The organism is Desulfosarcina sp. (assembly GCF_033791525.1).
Lineage (GTDB): Bacteria > Desulfobacterota > Desulfobacteria > Desulfobacterales > Desulfosarcinaceae > Desulfosarcina.
The window spans coordinates 1-16,067 of sequence record NZ_JASJGN010000194.1 but is presented as its reverse complement, the minus strand read 5'-3'; the positions used below and the strand labels follow the sequence as shown (position 1 = coordinate 16,067).

Genomic DNA, 16,067 nt, shown 5'->3' with positions numbered 1-16,067 from the left:
GACTAAAGTTTCATATGATATATTTCTGGCAGATTTCGGTAATCCTCTGCATAGTCCAAGCCATAACCCACGAGAAAGCCCTTTTCTATGGTTGTGCACGCGTAGTCGACGCTGATCGCTGCCTTTCGCCGCTCCCTTTTGTCGATCATGGCGCAAACCTTGATGCTGCTGGGACGAAAGCCCTCAAGGTGGCTGATCAGATAGGCCAGCGTCAGGCCGGTATCGACGATGTCTTCAACCACTAGCACATCTTTGCCGCGGATATCAACGTCAATGTCTTTCTTCAACACGATGTTCTCTGAAGAAACTGTATCGGCACCATAGCTGGAAGCTTGAAGAAAATCGATCTTAACTTTTTTTAGTTTCAACTCACGAGCCAGATCGGCGAGAAAAAGAAAGGCCCCCTTGAGAACCCCAATCAGCACCAGTTCCCGGCCCTGATAGTCTGTTGAAATGGTTTCTGCGATTCTGAGTATCTGGCGTTGGATTTCATGCTTCTTTATAACGAGAATAAATTCAGGCATATGCGGTCTTTACTGCTCGTCTCGCAGCTGGCAAGCATTAAAAAATTTAAAAATGGAAGTATCAAGGGCCATGGAATATAGTGGTTTGGTGCGGATGTTGCCAATGAAGTTTGAGACAGTCAAAACAACCGATTGTAGGCAATCATGAAACACCAATTCCATGCCGCCAGTTCAGCGAGACAAGTAACCCAATAGGGGCTAGTTGTCAATGAATTTAATTTGTTACATGCCGGTGGCAGCCAGCTTTTTCACGAGCTTTTTTTGTTCGGGAGATAGTTCTTTTGCAATATCTACTGAAACGGTGGCATACAGGTCGCCCTTCAAACTGCCTTTCATCTGGGGAAGCCCGTGCCCGGCCAGACGCATCCGGGTTTTATGACGGGTTCCCGGAGGAATTTTTAGACTCAGTTCTCCTCCTTCGAGGGTGGGTATCTTCACTTGGGTACCCAGAAGTGATTCGCTAAGCCGAATGGTAACGGTGACAAGGAGGTCATGTTCATCAACGGTGAATAACGGGTCTGCGGTCACCCGGGATTTGATATACAGGTCTCCGGGAGGGCCCCCGTATCCGCTTTGCTCGCCCTTTCCCGCCAGGCGAAGTTTCTTGCCGGTAATCATCCCCGGAGGTATTTTGACCGTGATATTTTCGTTGCGGCCCTGATGTTGAAAGGTGACGGCCTTGCTGGTTCCGCTGGCCACTTCCTGCAGTGTCAGGGGTAGTTCGTAAACCAAATCTGAACCTTTGATCGGTGCCTGGCGCCGCTGGTGTCCGCCAAACGGCCCGCCGCCGAAAGAGAACCGCCTCCCCTGGCCGCCAAAGCCGAACTCTTTAAGAATATCTCCCAAATCCACATTTCGGAATATATCCTCCTGAGAATAGCGTTGGTGGAAGTCGGTAGAGCCGAAGGTATCATACTGCTGACGCTTCTCCTTGTCGCTGAGCACTGCGTAGGCCTCGCTGACCGTCTTGAACCGCTCTTCGGCGTGCTTGTCACCCTTGGAGTGGTCCGGATGGTATTTCATGGCCAGCTTGCGGTAGGCCTTTTTGATCTCGGTATCCGTGGCGGTTTTGGACACGCCCAATACCTGGTAGTAATCCTGTTCGGACATGATTGATCCCGCTCCCTGCTGTGGTTTGCATGAACGCATGCCTATGTTTTGACCAGCGCTCACGTTGTCAATCCGTAAAAATAAGGTATTTGTTTTTTATGTCAAGCCGTTGGGCCCATCATTGCCCGGCTGTTTTGAGCCGATCCAGCCGCAGCCGGTGCCGCTCGTCAAAGAGCCGGCGTGCACCGGTCCAGACCGCGATCAGCGCCCCGAACCCGGTGCCGGCGGAGATAATGAACATGATCAGGATCTGGTACTTGACCGCTTCAAGCGGCGGGTTGCCGGCCAGAATCTGGCCGGTCATCATGCCGGGAAGACTCACCAGTCCGGCAGCTGCCATGGAATTGATAGTGGGGATCATGGCACTGCGGACGCTTGTCCGGCGGATCTCACCGATCGCCTCGGACCAGGTGTGGCCCAGCATCAGACGCCCTTCAATGGTGCTGCGACGCTCCCAGGCCGATTCCGTTAATCGATCAAGGCCCAGGGAAATGCCGGTCATGGTGTTTCCCAGCATCATTCCCAGCAGGGGGATGGCATATTGCGGCGTATACCATGGGTCAACGCCGATAATGGCCGCCAGGGCAAATGTGGTGATGGCAAAAGAGGAGACAAACATGGAACCAGCCCCCATACCGAAGCCCCACCAGCCGACAAAGCGGCGCTTCTGACGGGCCACCACCTCACGGGCGGCGGCTACCAGCATCACCAGGGCCATGGATGCTATCAAAAGCGGATTAATCGACGCAAAAACCACCTTCAGTACCAGACCCACAAGGCACAGCTGAAAGGTGGTCCGAAAGGCGGCCACGATGGTCTGCCCGGCCAGCCCCAGCCCCATGCGCCGGCTGACCAGGGCCAGGGCAATCACCAGCAGGGCGGCCAGGGAAAGATCCGTTGGCGTCAGAAAAATGGTCTCCGAGGTCACGGCACGCCTCCACGGCTAATCATACGGCCGCTTTCCATAGCAAAAAACCGGCTGGCCACCCGATTTAACTGGGCCCTCTGGTGGCCGACCCACACAACAGCGGCGTCGGTCTCCTCCCGGTAGGCTCGAATCAGCGCTTCGACTTTCGCGGAAGTTTCTTCATCCAAATTGGCCGTGGGTTCATCCAGCAGCAACAGGTGGGGCTGGTTTTCCAGAAGGCGCAGCAGGGCCAGGCGCTGGCGCTCCCCGCTGGAAAGCCGTGAAACCGGCCAGGTCATAATACCTGCGTCAAACCCAAGCCGGTTTAATCCGCTTGCAGCGGACATCGCAAAATGGTCGCCCACCGTATCGGACCACCACCGGCTTTCGGACGGAAGCAGGCCAACCTGCCGCCGCCAGGCTGGTGCGGGAATCAGCGCCTGCTCGGTGCCGTCGAGACAGATCGTTCCACCGTGGGGTTCCATGTCCGCGATTGCCCTTAATAAAAGGCTTTTTCCCGAACCCGACGGACCGGATAACCCAACACATTCGCCCTTCTCAATATCAAGGCTGACCGGTCCAACACCGTGAATAAAAAGATTGTCCACCTGCAAGCGGGGGACTAGCTGTTTTTCCATAGGCGTAGATGCACCATGAGAACGGAAATAGCCGCAGGGGTCATGCCCTCGATGCGTGACGCCTGGCCCAGGGATGCCGGATGAACCGCGGCCAGTTTCTCTTTGAGTTCGCTGGAGAGGCCGTGAACGGTTGCATAGTCAATCGCCTTCGGAAGTTTGATCTGCTCCAGATGTCTGAACTTGTCAATCTCCTGAAGCTGACGTCGAATGTACCCCTCGTACTTGATTTCGATCTCAACCTGCCGGGCCACCCGCTCTGATGGGGGCGTCTCGGCCGGAGACAACTGGTCAACCGCGTCGTAACCCAGTTCAGCCCGCTTCAGTAACTGGACCAAATGGACGCCGTTGTCGATGGGCGGCGTACCCCGCTGCTCCAGGTAGGCGTTGACGGCAGGCAGCGGCTTGATCACCGCCTGTTTAATGCGCTGAATTTCGTCCTGTATCTGGGCTTTTCGCTCACGATTGGCTTTCAACGTATCGGCACTTTGCAATCCGAGTTCGTGACCGATCTCAGTTAACCGCAGATCGGCGTTGTCCTCCCTGAGCATGAGCCGGTATTCGGCCCTCGAGGTGAACATGCGGTATGGCTCGCGTGTGCCCCGGGTGACCAGGTCGTCCACCATCACAGCCATGTATGCCTGGCTGCGATCCAGGATAAAAGGCGGGCGTTTCTGAACCCTGCAGGCAGCGTTGATACCGGCCCACATGCCTTGGGCCGCAGCCTCTTCGTAACCCGACGTGCCGTTGATCTGGCCGGCCAGATAAAGGCCTTTCACCCGCTTGGTCTCGAGGGTGGGACGCAGTTGTATCGGATTGATGAAGTCGTACTCGATGGCGTATGCCGGGCGCATGATGTCCGCCTCCTCCAGGCCGCGGACTCGTCTGACCAACTGGGTCTGGACCTCTATGGGCAGGCTGTTGCCCAAACCCGACGCGTAGATCTCCTGGGTGTCAAGTCCTTCGGGCTCGAGGATGATCTGGTGACGGTCCCGCTCCGGAAAGCGGACGATCTTGTCTTCAAACGAGGGGCAATAACGGGCCGGCACCCCTTTAATGATGCCGCTGTGCAGGGCGGACAAGTGCAGGTTTTCCCGCACCACCTGGTGGACCTGCTCGCTGGTGTGCCCGATGAAACTGGGAACCTGGGGCAGCCGCGCCGGCTGGCCGGAGAAGGAGAAGGGGCGGGCGGGCTCCTCCAACGCCTGCTCGTCAAACTGGGAAAAATCGATGCTGGCCCGGTCCAGCCGCGGTGGGGTACCGGTCTTCATGCGGCCCAGGCTAAAGCCAAGCGCCTTGAGATGGCTGGGCAGGCTGTAGGCGGCAAACTCGCCGGCTCGGCCGGCCTGCATCGTTTTGAAGCCGATGTGCACCAGCCCGGACAGAAAGGTGCCGGTGGCCAGCACCACGCAGGGCGCTTGAAAACCGAAGCCGGTATGGTCCTCCACACCCAAGACCCGGTCCCCGTCAACGATCAGGCGCTCCACCAGTGCCTGTTTGAGATCCAGGTTGGGCTGCTTTTCCACAATTGCCTTCATGGCCGTGTGGTAGCGAACTTTGTCGTTCTGGGTCCGTGTGGACTGCACTGCCGGCCCCTTTTTGGTGTTCAAGGTCTTGTACTGGATGGCCGTTTGATCGGCAATTTTGGCCATCTCTCCGCCCAGTGCATCGATCTCCTTGACCAGCTGTCCCTTGGCCATTCCACCGATGGATGGGCTGCACGGCATGGCGGCGATCTTGTCCAGGTCGATGGCCAGCAACAGAACACGACAGCCCATGCGGGCCGCCGCCAGGGCGCCCTCGCAGCCGGCGTGCCCCCCGCCCACAACGATCACATCGTATTGTTTCTGATATATTGCCATATATTTTCACTGCCTGAAAATTATCTATCACACACACATTGCCAGTGCCCATACGAAAATGGTAGATTTTGGTTCCCCGCAATGCGGGATCTACGACACGCCAAGGCCGCAGCGAGATTGGAATTGACCGCCTGAGCGTCCTGGCGACAGCACGCACAGTGGCACACCGTCAAGGATTTCATAAGCGCAAGAAGGACGGCCTGTGCTGAAAAATGACATTTCCGGGGGAGCACTATATAATCGCCGGGATATCGAGGTCAAGGACAGGATCACCATGTACAAAAAACCATACCGGGACCTGAACACCTACTTTCGATCGCTGTTTGGTTGCCGGGTCCACAAGGTCACCGTCGACGCCGGGCTCAACTGCCCAAACCGCGACGGCACACTCTCCACTGGCGGGTGCATTTACTGCAATGCCAAAGGATCCGGAACCGGTGCTCATCGCCAGGGCGTATCGATTACGCAGCAGATCGAGCGCAGCAAGGCAAGAATCGCCCGGCGTTTCAAAACCAACAAATTGATGGCCTATTTCCAGTCTTACAGCAACACCTACGCCCCCGTCGAGCACTTGAAAGTGCTGTATGACGAAGCCCTTGCCATTGAAAACGTGGTGGGATTGGCCGTCGGCACCCGGCCGGACTGTGTTGATCCGACGGTGCTGGATCTGCTTGAAGGATACGCCAGGAAGCATCTCATCTGGATTGAGTACGGCCTTCAAAGCGCCCACGACCACACCCTCGCCCGGATTAACCGGGGCCACGACTTTGCATGCTTCGAACAAGCGGTATCGCTTACCCGCAACCGTAACATCAACATCTGCGCCCATGTGATTCTGGGGCTGCCCGGCGAATCCCGGCAGGATATGCTGGAGACCGCCGATGCCGTCGCCGCCATGGGTATCGACGGGATCAAACTCCACTTGCTTTATGTGGTGCGGGGAACACCCATGGAGACCCTATACCGATCCGGCAGCTACCGCTGCATGGGTCAGCGGGAGTACGCTGAATTGATATGCGACTTCATCGAACGCCTGCCGGAGACGATGATCATTCAGCGTCTCACCGGCGACCCCCACCCCAGGGAACTGGTGTCCCCGGCCTGGTCCCTGCAAAAGCGGGAAACCATGGACCTGATCCACACCTGTTTCAAAGATAAAAATACCTGGCAGGGCAAAGTGCCCAGGCAGGACGTCTCCGTTTGACCTTATTACACCGTGTGTTATGCGGGCGTATAGAGTAACTCAACTATTATCGGATCAAGGGTAATGTTTCGATAGCACTTAAGTAAATTGACCGGACTCCTTTTTGAATATTTGGCGTTTGACATTCAACAGGGGATATTGACGCGAGGCGCCGGGGGGTAGTAAGGTCACCCTCTTCAGACCAACCGCGAATCGATGAAAGCGAAACAATATGCGGGATTTTCTTTTCTGGTGGCAGCATCTGCCGGAGCATATGGACCCGGTAATCCTGGAAATCGGCAGCTTCAAGCTGCAGTATTACGGGCTCATGTACATTGTGGCCTTTGCCATCACCTATATCCTGGCCAGCCATCGCCTCCGGCGGGAAGATCGTTTCCGGATCGATGCCGACCAGCTCCAGGGGCTCATGACGGCCATGATCCTGGGCCTGATCGTCGGCGCCCGCTTGGGCTATGTGCTTTTCTACAACTTCTCGTACTACCTGCACCATCCACTGGAGGTCATCCTGCCCTTTGAATTTTCCGGCGGCATCCGGTTTACCGGCATCACGGGAATGTCCTATCACGGAGGGCTCATCGGTGTGGTCGTGGCGACAGTCATTTTCGTGCGTAAAAACCGGTTGGATTTTTTCAACATGGCCGATCTCATCGTCCCCTGCATTCCGCTGGGATATACCTTCGGGCGGTTGGGCAACTTTATCAACGGCGAACTATTCGGGCGGGTGACGACCCATCCCATCGGCATGTTTTTCCCCTTTGCACCGGGTCCCGGCCGACGGCATCCCTCGCAGCTTTACGAGGCCTTTTTCGAGGGCATCGTCCTCTTTATCGTCCTTTGGGCGGTCAAAAACCGGTTCACCACCCGGGGCGCCATGCTGGCCCTCTATCTCATGGGGTACGGCCTGGTGCGCTTTTTTATCGAGTATGCCCGCCAGCCCGACGCCCATCTGGGCTTTATCTTTTTTTCCTTGTCCATGGGGCAACTGCTGTGCATGGCCATGATTCTGACCGGCGGCGTGTTGCTGCTTTATCTGAAAAAGCAATCCCGTATTCAACCATAAGTGGTAACTCCGACCAAAAGCCGGGGTCTTCGACTCGCAGCCCATATCTGCGTTCTATGGATGTGCATCAAGTAGTGTTCGTCCAAAAATGAGGAATTTCGGTCGAGATCAAGGCGTGCGAAAAATTTTACCGGAGGCATATAGTTGATATTCCGAGGATAAAATTTTTCGCGCAACGCAGAGATCGGGCAAAATAACCATTTCTGGATGGGTACTAACTATGGAGAAATGGCTTCAAGCACCCTACCCCGTGACGTAAAAGAGATCCCCTGCTGGGTTTTGGTGCTGATCATCACCGACTCGATCAACGGTTCCGCCACCGGTTCACCCGATTGCCATTTGATGATAAATTTGGCGCCGGAGCCTCCGCTTTTGTCCGACTCGGGCACCACATAGCGTCTGGTGGCCATGGCTTTGAGGGGTAGAGCCTTTTCCAGATAGTGTTTCAAAAACTTGCCGTCCGAGTCGTAATAATCCACCGCCGTCAGTGTGATGGCATGTTTCGTATCCGTATTGCGGATGCTCAGCGTGGCGGCCAGGTAAAAGGGTTGCTCCCGGTCGCCGCTGTAAATATGCGAATACACCGGCACGTATACGGTCTGCCCCTTGTAAAGGCGCATGTCCGCATCGGCCGTTCGGGTGATGAAACCGCTCATGAGTGTCAGCAGGACGAATACGATCAAGACGGGTTTAGTGGTAACAGGTGTGGACATTAAAACGCCCTCCCTTGAAAAATAAATTCACGCTGTTTGAAAATGTCGCCTAAACTATTGCTCTTTGTACCAGTATCCACCGGCCAAATCAATCAAGGATCGGCGACATTGAACCCTCCCCGCGGCAAGCCGCGGGGAATGTTCTGCCTATAACGGCAGTGCTGCGCAGCACCGTAAGGATAAAAAATCGATTTTCAGTTCGCTCGCTAACCCCGCCGCAAGCGGCGAGGAATGCGCTCGCTATCGCGGTTCAATCTCAAGGCCCTTGGTTATTATCGCACAGAAACTTGATTGTTGCACCGACCATGAGCAAATTGAACATATTGACAACTTTATACAGGAGGATCAGACCGTGCCGGAAGTCACCACGACAATATCTCAAATTGAGGGTTCCACCGCCGCCCGCACCCGGATTCGCGAGCATGAACTGGTCACCGATCGCCCGATGGAAAAAGGTGGCGGCAACCAGGGCCCCATGGGCGGCGAAATGTTTGTGGCCAGCCTGGGCGGCTGTTTCATGAGCAACCTTATCGCTGCTTTCCAGGGACGGGGAATCGAGGCAAAGGGGCTTTACGTTAAGGTCAGCGGCACGCTGGATGGGACGCCGCCCCGCTTCCAGAAAATGGCCATGGCGGTGAAGGGCAATGGGATCGATCGGGATCAGATGGAAAAGATGGTTCTTATCGCCGAACGGGGCTGCATCGTGGCCAATACGTTGAAGCAGTTCATGGATGTAGAGATTTCAATCGCTTAAGGGGCAGAAAGAACCATATGTTGCCTGCTTTTATTTTTTGGTTTTTTCCTTCAATGTCCGCCATTGCTTCAGGCGCCCGGCTATCATCTTCTCGTAACCCCGGTCCGTCGGAATATAATACAGGCTGCCGGCGATGGCGTCAGGCAGGTAGTCCTGGACGGCATATCCGTCCTTAAAATCATGGGCATAGCGGTATCCCTTGCCGTAGCCCAGATCCTTCATCAATCCCGTGGGCGCGTTGCGAATATGCAATGGAACCGGCAGCGCGCCCTTTTCTCTGACTGCCTGCGTCACCTTATTCCATGCCTGGTAGACACTGTTGCTCTTGGGCGCCGTGGCCAGATAAACGGCGGCCTGGGCCAAGGCCAGATCCCCTTCCGGATGCCCTAAAAACCGAAAAGTCTCCATGGCCCCCAGGGCCAGACGCAGGGCAAACGGATCGGCGTTGCCCACATCTTCAGAGGCAAACCGCACCATGCGCCGGGCCACATACAGGGCGTCTTCCCCGGCCTCCAGCATGCGGGCCAGCCAATACAGGGCCGCATCCGGGTCACTGCCCCTAAGGCTCTTGTGAAACGCGGAGATGATGTTAAAATGCTCGTCACCACCCTTGTCGTAAAGCAGCGCCTTTTTCTGCAGCGCGCTTTCCACATGCTCCAGGGTGATCATTCGGCGAGTGCCCGTTTGGGGTGGAGATTCGGCCAAAGCCAACGTGGCGGCCATCTCCAGGTTATTGAGGGCGCTCCGCGCATCCCCAGAAGCAATCCGGATCAAATGCTGCCGGGCATCGTCAGCCAGGCATAAATTCAATTCTCCGAGCCCTGCCCTCCCATCTTCCACTGCCCGATCGAGCACGAAACCCAAGGCGTCCTCGTCCAGCAGGTTGAGGGTAATCACCCGGCAACGGGACAGCAGCGCCGAGATCACCTCGAAGGACGGGTTTTCCGTGGTGGCGCCGATGAGGGTAATCAACCCGGACTCCACATGGTGCAGGAAGGCGTCCTGTTGGGCCTTGTTGAACCGGTGGATCTCGTCCACAAACAGGATCGTTCGCCTGCGCTGGAACTGCCGCTGTTTTTTGGCCTCATCGATGACTTCACGGATCTGTTTGATGCCTGCAAGCACCGCCGAAAAGTGACTAAAATGGGATCGGGTTTCACCGGCGATAATCCTCGCCAGGGTGGTTTTCCCGCAGCCGGGCGGCCCCCACAGAATCATGGAAAAAATCCGGTCGTTTTCGATGGCATGGCGAATCAGAGAACCCGGCCCCGTGACCGAATCCTGGCCGAACAAGTCTGCCAAGCGGTGCGGGCGCATGCGTTCGGCCAGTGGTCGCTGGGCATCTGCGGATTCTGAAGCCTGGTAGTCGAAAAGGTCCATCTCTATCGTTTAGTGGGGCGCTTGCTGGATCGCTTTTTTCGTTTGAAGTGTGTGGAACGCTTGTTTAAAAAAGCTGGGTTCTTTCCGGTGCGCTGTTTCAGCAGCAGGCGAACCGGCGTCTGGTCCAGGGAAAAGGCTTCCCTGATCTGGTTCACCAAGTAGCGCTGATAAGAAAAATGCACCCCGCCCGGGAAGTTCACAAAGCTGACAAAGGTGGGCGGCCGGGTGGACACCTGGGTGGAATAATAGAACTTGAGCCGCGTGCTCTTGTGCATCGGGGGTTGGGTGCGCGTCAGGGCTTGGTCCATGGCCTTGTTCAACTTCCCGGTGGTGATCCGGGCCGAATACTGATCGTAAACCTGATCCACGATAGGAAAGATGCGTTGAATCCGCTGTCCGGTTTTAGCCGAAACAGTCATCACTGGTGCAAAGTTCAGGAATTTGGCGTCCATGCGCAGATTTTCCGTGAACCGCTTCAAGGCTTTGCCGTCCCGATTGTCAACCCGGTCCCATTTGTTCAGCAGAAAAATCGCCCCGCATCCGCGGTCATGGGCGTAGCCGGCCACATGGACATCCTGATCGGAGATGCCCTGTTCAGCGTCGATGACGATCAGGGCCACATCGCACCGTTCCAGACTGCGCAGGGCCTTGATTATCGAGAATTTTTCCAAACGCAGGGACACCTTCCCCTTTCGGCGAATCCCGGCGGTATCCACCAGCACGTAGGTCTGGTCTCCCCGGGTAAATACGGAGTCGATGGAATCCCGTGTAGTGCCGGCGACATCACTGACCACCAGCCGCGCCTCACCTAAAATGGCGTTAATTAGGGAAGATTTACCGGCATTGGGTTTTCCTACCACCCCAATGCGGATGGCATCGGACCGTTCTTCCTCAGCCGTCAGTTCAGCAAACCCGGCCGTCAGTTCATCCAAAAAATCAGGGACCCCGTATCCATGCTCAGCCGAAACCGGAAACAGATTATCGATGCCCAGGCTATAAAAATCGGACAAGGCTTTTTCCTGGCCCTCACCGTCGATCTTGTTGACCACATGGAACACAGGTTTGTCTGCGGTGCGCAAAATGTTGATCAGGTCGGCATCAAAGGGAGACATACCCCCCTTACCATCAAGGATGATGACAATGACATCGGCGTCGGCGATGGCCTGCTCAACCTGGTGGCGGATGTGCGCGGCAAATGCGTCGTCGTCCCCTTCGGCAAATCCGCCGGTATCCACCAGGGTAAAGGCTTTATCGTTCCAGCGGGCATCCCCGAAATGCCGGTCCCGGGTCACGCCGGGCAGGTTATCCACAATGGCATCCCGGGATCGGGTGATCCGGTTGAAAAGGGTAGATTTACCCACATTGGGTCTGCCAACAAGGGCAACGATGGGTTTCACGGCTATTATCCGATCAGTCGAACTGGGTTGTGTCCGTTGGTTGATCGATAAAGATCAGCCATGGAACAGCTACCGTAGGTGTATATCCCAGGAGCGAATCCTGTGTCAAACCTCCAATCAACGATATCATCGAGTATCCTTTAATTGACTGCCAATTGGGTTTTATCGCAGATCGTTTTGGTGTATGTTGAAAAATCTTATACGAAAACCGATCCACCGACCAAACACTTCACCTAAGCAATATCATGCGCTTCGAAAGGAGGCTCCCATGCCGGACCTGGCCTATGTGAATGGAGAAATCATGCCCATCGAAAGAGCGGTCGTGCCCATCGAAGATCGGGGTTACCAGTTCGGTGACGGGGTCTATGAGTTTGTCGCCAGCTATGAAGGACGCCCGTTCATGCTGGAGGAACATCTGGACCGGTTGGAGCGATCCATGCGAGAACTGGCCTTCGATCCCATCTCACGCGCCGACATCAGAAAAGCCGTTCTGGATATGTTCACCCTTTCCGGCTACCCTCGGGCAGGCATATACATTCAGATTACAAGGGGCGTCGCCCCCCGAAACCATGCCATCACCCCGGGCATGACCTCCCAGATCGTCATGACCATCCGGCCGGTCAAGGAGGTGCCGGCGGAGAAACGAAAAAAAGGAGCGACGGCCATCACCGTTCAAGACACCCGATGGGGACGCTGTGATATTAAAACCATTCAACTGCTGTCCAACAGCCTGGCCAAGCAGAAGTCGCTGGATGCGGGCTGCGACGATGCCATCTTCGTGTCGGACCAGGGAATCGTCCGCGAAGGAACCAGTTCGAACCTGTTCATCGTATCCGGAGGCAGGCTGACCACTCATCCGCTGACAGACAACATCCTTCCGGGTATTACCCGCAAGGTAGTTATGAGCCTCTGCACGGATGTGAACCTGGATGTGCAGGAATCGTTTTTTGGAACCGATGCGCTATTGGCTGCCGACGAGGTGTTTCTCACCGGAACCGTCACCGAGTTGCTTCCCATGGTGCGCATCGACAAAAAATCCATTGGCCACGGCGAGGTGGGACCGGTAACCCGTCGTCTTTACGATCTTTTGCGGAAAAAGGCGATGGCCGGCGGCGGCACGACCTAGCGGTCGCTCCTCATTCTAACGTGTTGAGGGCGGACTACGCCCGTTTCAGGTGTCCGTCCGCCCCCAGTTGTTCGAACAAGCCAATACTCTCCTTGATCAGCGGTACGGCCAGATGCTTTCTTTCTCTGGTCTGATAGAGCCGCCCCAAATCGAGAGACGCCTGGCCTTTGATGCCCAGAGCATTGGTCTGGCCGGCCATCCGTATGGCCGTTTTGAAATGGTGTTCCGCATGTTTTGCCGCCCGCGGCAGGTAGACCAGCAAAAACGGCAGGTTCCTTAACACCATCGCATAGCTTAAATCGCCCTCGCGCATGGCAATTTGGAAGAAGATGCACCCCAGCATGTAGTGAATGGTCTGGGCGTGGTAGAGCTTTCCGTTACCAAAGCGCGCCGGGCGTGCCTGTTGAGGGCTTTCACACCGGCTGCGACATTTCCCTTGGCCACGGCAACGACGCTGGACAACGCGTCTGCCGATGTTCCAATATATTCACAACCCGACGTCTTGCAGAAGGAAAGGATCTCAAGTAGATTTGTCTCTGCCTGGGTAACCTCGCCGAGGGAAAGGTGGGCATAAGCCTTTATAAAAAGGGCGTTGACGGCGCAGATGGTAGGCGCCGAGCTGTCCAAGGCGAGGATGCATTTTTCGATGGCGCCTTGGTAGTCCCCGGCCGCAAAGCATCCCATACCGTGGCATAGATATCCTTCCGAGATGCTGTTCAGATCTCCGGCCTTTTCTCCGTAAGCCAGCAGGCGATCTCCCAGATGCCGGCATTGGCGGCAATCACCTTTAAACCATTGTGCAATAGCCGTTCCGGTGAGCACGAACCGAACCAGGTCCTGATCAATCTCGAAGGACCACGAAGGATCCTCTGATTCGAAAAAGCGGGACGCCTCTTCGGCCTTGGCTGTAAAAGCAAGTGCTTCGTCAAGACGCCCCTGGGCGGTGCAGGTCCAGATCAGGCATACGCAAGCGTAGGCGACGACCTTGTGATTGTGAATCCGCTCGCCGTTGGCGAGTGCTTCCAGCAGACAGTTTCGCGAGGCACAGAGATTCTCGCGCCGTTGATAGGCCCAGCCCAGACTGGTCAGATACATCCCCTTGAGGTGGAGCGCAACATGGTTCTTCGCCGCTGATTCATGCCGTTTCAACAGGATAAGTGCATCCTTGTATCGCCCGCGCATGTCGAATACGAAAAACCACTCCAGGACCAGTTCCACGATGCCGTGAGACGAATCGGCGGCAATTCGATCACCGTCCAACAGCAGGCGGTAGGCCTTCTCATAGTAATTGTGGGATTCGATGACGGCAGATTTTTTCAGCCCCTTGCGGCCGGACTGTTTCAGATAGTCGACGGCTTTGTGAATGGAATGACCGTTGCTGAAATGGTACGCCAGGGTTTCGCAAAACGCATCGATGCGGTCGGGGCTCTGGCTTTCCAGAGCCCGGGCAATTTTCTCATGCAGGTTTCTGCGGTCTCTTTTCAACAGACTGTTGCACGCCACCTCCCTAACCATCGCGTGTTTGAATAGGAAGTGGTCTCTACCGGAGTCGTCGCTCCGCATGATCAATCCCAGCGACTCGAGGGTGGCCAGGCTGTGGTCGACCGACGCAGGGTCGGAAGCGATCCGCCTTAAGATAGCCGGGGAGAAACGCCTGCCGATGACCGATCCCTCCTGCACGATGCGCTTGGCGGCACCACCCAGCCGATCCAGCCTGGCGGCAATCAGGGCAGTGATACTGGAAGAGAAAGCCGTTTCGCCGATGGGACCGGAGAGCTCCCAGGTCTTTCCTCTTTTGGTCAAAGATCCTGTGTTGATCAGCGCGTTGACCACCTCTTCGAAAAAAAAGGATTTCCACCCAAATGGTCTGAGATGAACGTTAACAGCGTGGCAGGCACCTGATCCGACTGGAGAAGCGATCTGGCCATCTCTTCGCCCTTTTCGGGTGACAGGTCTTTAAGCTGAATACACTGGCGCTGGTAATAGGGGTTGGTGATCTGGTGTGGATGGAAGTTCAGCTGGGCGGGGCGGCAGCTGATCAGAAATAAAACGGGAAGATCCGCCTCGTTGAGCACCATCCGGAAGATGTCCACAGTGGATGGATCGGCCCAGTGCAGGTCTTCGATACAAAAAACGGTCAGCCCGATTTTTGACTGGTTACTGATCATTCTTGCCAGCGCCTGCCGTAGCCTTATTTTCCACGACTCCGGCGTAATTTGCGGAGCATGGTCATTGGACAGCGTAAACAAGCGCTCGATGGTTTAAAAAATCACTTTGTCTTCATTTCGATTGGGATGGAGTTCAGCGGCCAGCTTTTTCCTGACCACATCCTGTGAATCATCGTCGCGTAAGTCAACGGCACGACCCAACAAGTCGATGAGGGGAAAATAGGGAACTCCCTGGGTGTTGGAGTAAGCGTTTCCCTGAAACCATTTCACGTCGCCATGAGCCAACGCTTTTTAAAATTCTGAGATCAGCCGGCTTTTCCCCGTGCCTGCATCACCCGCTATGCACACAAAGGCCCTCCTTCCCTGGGCCACCGTTGACAGGTGAGTATGCAGGTGTTTCAAATGCGTGCCGCGCCCGATTAGCCGGGCGCGCAGGCCCAGAACGCGCCTGATCTTGTCGGGCTCTCTCAGGGTGCTGACGACACGATAGGCATCGATGGTTTCGGCCGTGCCCCGACCTTTCTTATGTTGGTATTTTTCGAGGAAGAAAAAACCTAGACGTGGATGGCATGGTGCACGTTCCAACGAGAATTTCTCCGGTAACCGCCAGGTTGGTCAATAACGATGCCCGGTTCACCGGGTCGCCGGTGATGCCCTGCCGTCCAGACCAAAGATCGGTTTTCCCGGTCACTACCAGGCCCGTCGCAATTCCCGAATGCATCGCCAGCGGTTTTTCCAACCGACCGTTGAACCGGCCGGTCATCCTGGACACGGATTCGTGAATATCCACAGCTGCCAGAATCGCCCTTACCGGATCGTCCTCATGGGTGCGTGGTATCCCGAAAACCGATAGCACTTAATCTCCGATGATCCGGTCAATATAACCTTCATATCGGATAATGATGCCGACAATCTCTTTGAATACCAGGTTCATCATCTCGCGAACATCCTCAGGATCCAGTCGTTCGCATAGGACAGAGTAACCGGTAAGGTCCGAAAAAAGCACCGTCACTAGTTTCCGTTCGCTGTTGCTCCCGTATCCATCTTGTCCGATAGTGGCCGGGCCTGAAATGGGTCGGGCCAAACTTGACGGATTCGTAAAAAGCTTTTTCAGGCCACGAATGGCCACCTATCCGAAAGGAACTTTGCTCTGGTGCTAAATTCTGTTATTTCATTTGCCGGACGCATTGGCAAATGAAGCCGTTCGGACTTTGGTGCCCGAGTGCC

Annotated in this window: 19 protein-coding genes; 4 read left to right on the top strand and 15 right to left on the bottom strand. The window is 55.6% G+C overall.

Going from position 1 to position 16,067, the window contains the following annotated elements:
- Positions 1–2 precede the first annotated feature (2 nt).
- From hpt to mnmG, 5 genes are all read right to left on the bottom strand, one after another.
- Positions 3–524: a hypoxanthine phosphoribosyltransferase gene (hpt, locus tag QNK41_RS09490; protein ID WP_319256103.1), complete on the bottom strand. Its 522-nt coding sequence runs from the start codon at positions 522–524 to the stop codon at positions 3–5.
- A 222-nt stretch (positions 525–746) separates the two neighbouring features.
- Complete coding sequence (locus QNK41_RS09485; RefSeq protein ID WP_319256101.1) at positions 747–1,634, bottom strand: DnaJ C-terminal domain-containing protein; 888 nt, start codon at positions 1,632–1,634, stop codon at positions 747–749.
- A gap of 118 nt (positions 1,635–1,752) precedes the next feature.
- Complete coding sequence (locus QNK41_RS09480; RefSeq protein WP_319256099.1) at positions 1,753–2,562, bottom strand: ABC transporter permease; 810 nt, start codon at positions 2,560–2,562, stop codon at positions 1,753–1,755.
- The gene (locus QNK41_RS09475; protein WP_319256097.1) at positions 2,559–3,179 is read right to left on the bottom strand and encodes an ATP-binding cassette domain-containing protein; all 621 of its coding nucleotides are present in this window, start codon (positions 3,177–3,179) and stop codon (positions 2,559–2,561) included. Before QNK41_RS09475 ends, QNK41_RS09480 begins: the two co-directional genes overlap by 4 nt.
- Complete coding sequence (gene mnmG / locus QNK41_RS09470) at positions 3,164–5,038, bottom strand: tRNA uridine-5-carboxymethylaminomethyl(34) synthesis enzyme MnmG (protein ID WP_319256094.1); 1,875 nt, start codon at positions 5,036–5,038, stop codon at positions 3,164–3,166. The genes QNK41_RS09475 and mnmG overlap by 16 nt, the downstream gene beginning before the upstream one ends.
- A 202-nt stretch (positions 5,039–5,240) precedes the next feature.
- On the opposite strand from mnmG, the gene QNK41_RS09465 reads away from it, so the two are divergent.
- A complete protein-coding gene (locus tag QNK41_RS09465) occupies positions 5,241–6,242 on the top strand; it encodes a TIGR01212 family radical SAM protein (RefSeq protein ID WP_319256092.1) in 1,002 nt (333 codons plus the stop codon).
- Positions 6,243–6,453: 211 nt separating this feature from the next.
- Positions 6,454–7,302 carry a prolipoprotein diacylglyceryl transferase gene (gene lgt / locus QNK41_RS09460; protein ID WP_319256090.1) on the top strand — a complete coding sequence of 283 codons (849 nt, stop codon included), beginning with the start codon at positions 6,454–6,456 and terminating at the stop codon, positions 7,300–7,302.
- Positions 7,303–7,520: 218 nt separating this feature from the next.
- Here the strand turns inward: lgt and QNK41_RS09455 are convergent, their stop codons facing one another.
- Entirely contained in the window at positions 7,521–8,015 is a 495-nt protein-coding gene (locus tag QNK41_RS09455; protein WP_319256088.1) for a DUF3124 domain-containing protein, read from the bottom strand.
- A gap of 352 nt (positions 8,016–8,367) precedes the next feature.
- Between QNK41_RS09455 and QNK41_RS09450 the strand changes: the two genes are divergently transcribed.
- Positions 8,368–8,769 (top strand): OsmC family protein, encoded by a 402-nt coding sequence (locus tag QNK41_RS09450; protein WP_319256086.1) that lies wholly within the window; start codon positions 8,368–8,370, stop codon positions 8,767–8,769.
- Between the two features lie 30 nt (positions 8,770–8,799).
- Here QNK41_RS09450 and QNK41_RS09445 read toward each other — a convergent pair whose 3' ends face one another.
- Both QNK41_RS09445 and der read right to left on the bottom strand, forming a co-directional pair.
- Complete coding sequence (locus QNK41_RS09445) at positions 8,800–10,149, bottom strand: replication-associated recombination protein A (protein ID WP_319256084.1); 1,350 nt, start codon at positions 10,147–10,149, stop codon at positions 8,800–8,802.
- Positions 10,150–10,151: 2 nt separating this feature from the next.
- Positions 10,152–11,546: a ribosome biogenesis GTPase Der gene (gene der, locus QNK41_RS09440; RefSeq protein ID WP_319256082.1), complete on the bottom strand. Its 1,395-nt coding sequence runs from the start codon at positions 11,544–11,546 to the stop codon at positions 10,152–10,154.
- Positions 11,547–11,814: 268 nt separating this feature from the next.
- On the opposite strand from der, the gene QNK41_RS09435 reads away from it, so the two are divergent.
- Positions 11,815–12,672 carry a D-amino acid aminotransferase gene (locus QNK41_RS09435; protein ID WP_319256080.1) on the top strand — a complete coding sequence of 286 codons (858 nt, stop codon included), beginning with the start codon at positions 11,815–11,817 and terminating at the stop codon, positions 12,670–12,672.
- 34 nt (positions 12,673–12,706) lie between these two features.
- Here QNK41_RS09435 and QNK41_RS09430 read toward each other — a convergent pair whose 3' ends face one another.
- The 7 genes from QNK41_RS09430 to QNK41_RS23025 all read right to left on the bottom strand — a co-directional run bounded on the left by QNK41_RS09430 (position 12,707) and on the right by QNK41_RS23025 (position 15,924).
- Positions 12,707–12,934, bottom strand: coding sequence for a hypothetical protein (locus QNK41_RS09430; protein WP_319256078.1), 228 nt, complete (start codon positions 12,932–12,934; stop codon positions 12,707–12,709).
- 32 nt (positions 12,935–12,966) lie between these two features.
- Positions 12,967–14,475, bottom strand: coding sequence for a hypothetical protein (locus QNK41_RS09425; protein WP_319256076.1), 1,509 nt, complete (start codon positions 14,473–14,475; stop codon positions 12,967–12,969).
- A gap of 14 nt (positions 14,476–14,489) precedes the next feature.
- Positions 14,490–14,840 carry a hypothetical protein gene (locus QNK41_RS09420; protein WP_319256074.1) on the bottom strand — a complete coding sequence of 117 codons (351 nt, stop codon included), beginning with the start codon at positions 14,838–14,840 and terminating at the stop codon, positions 14,490–14,492.
- Positions 14,841–14,933: 93 nt separating this feature from the next.
- Positions 14,934–15,110 carry a hypothetical protein gene (locus QNK41_RS09415; RefSeq protein ID WP_319256072.1) on the bottom strand — a complete coding sequence of 59 codons (177 nt, stop codon included), beginning with the start codon at positions 15,108–15,110 and terminating at the stop codon, positions 14,934–14,936.
- A gap of 21 nt (positions 15,111–15,131) precedes the next feature.
- Positions 15,132–15,425: an ATP-binding protein gene (locus tag QNK41_RS23030; RefSeq protein WP_413815135.1), complete on the bottom strand. Its 294-nt coding sequence runs from the start codon at positions 15,423–15,425 to the stop codon at positions 15,132–15,134.
- On the bottom strand, positions 15,364–15,696 hold the full coding sequence (locus tag QNK41_RS09410) for an adenylate/guanylate cyclase domain-containing protein (protein WP_413815136.1): 333 nt from the start codon (positions 15,694–15,696) through the stop codon (positions 15,364–15,366). The genes QNK41_RS23030 and QNK41_RS09410 overlap by 62 nt, the downstream gene beginning before the upstream one ends.
- Positions 15,697–15,924 carry an adenylate/guanylate cyclase domain-containing protein gene (locus QNK41_RS23025; RefSeq protein WP_413815134.1) on the bottom strand — a complete coding sequence of 76 codons (228 nt, stop codon included), beginning with the start codon at positions 15,922–15,924 and terminating at the stop codon, positions 15,697–15,699. It lies immediately after the preceding gene.
- Positions 15,925–16,067: the final 143 nt, after the last annotated feature.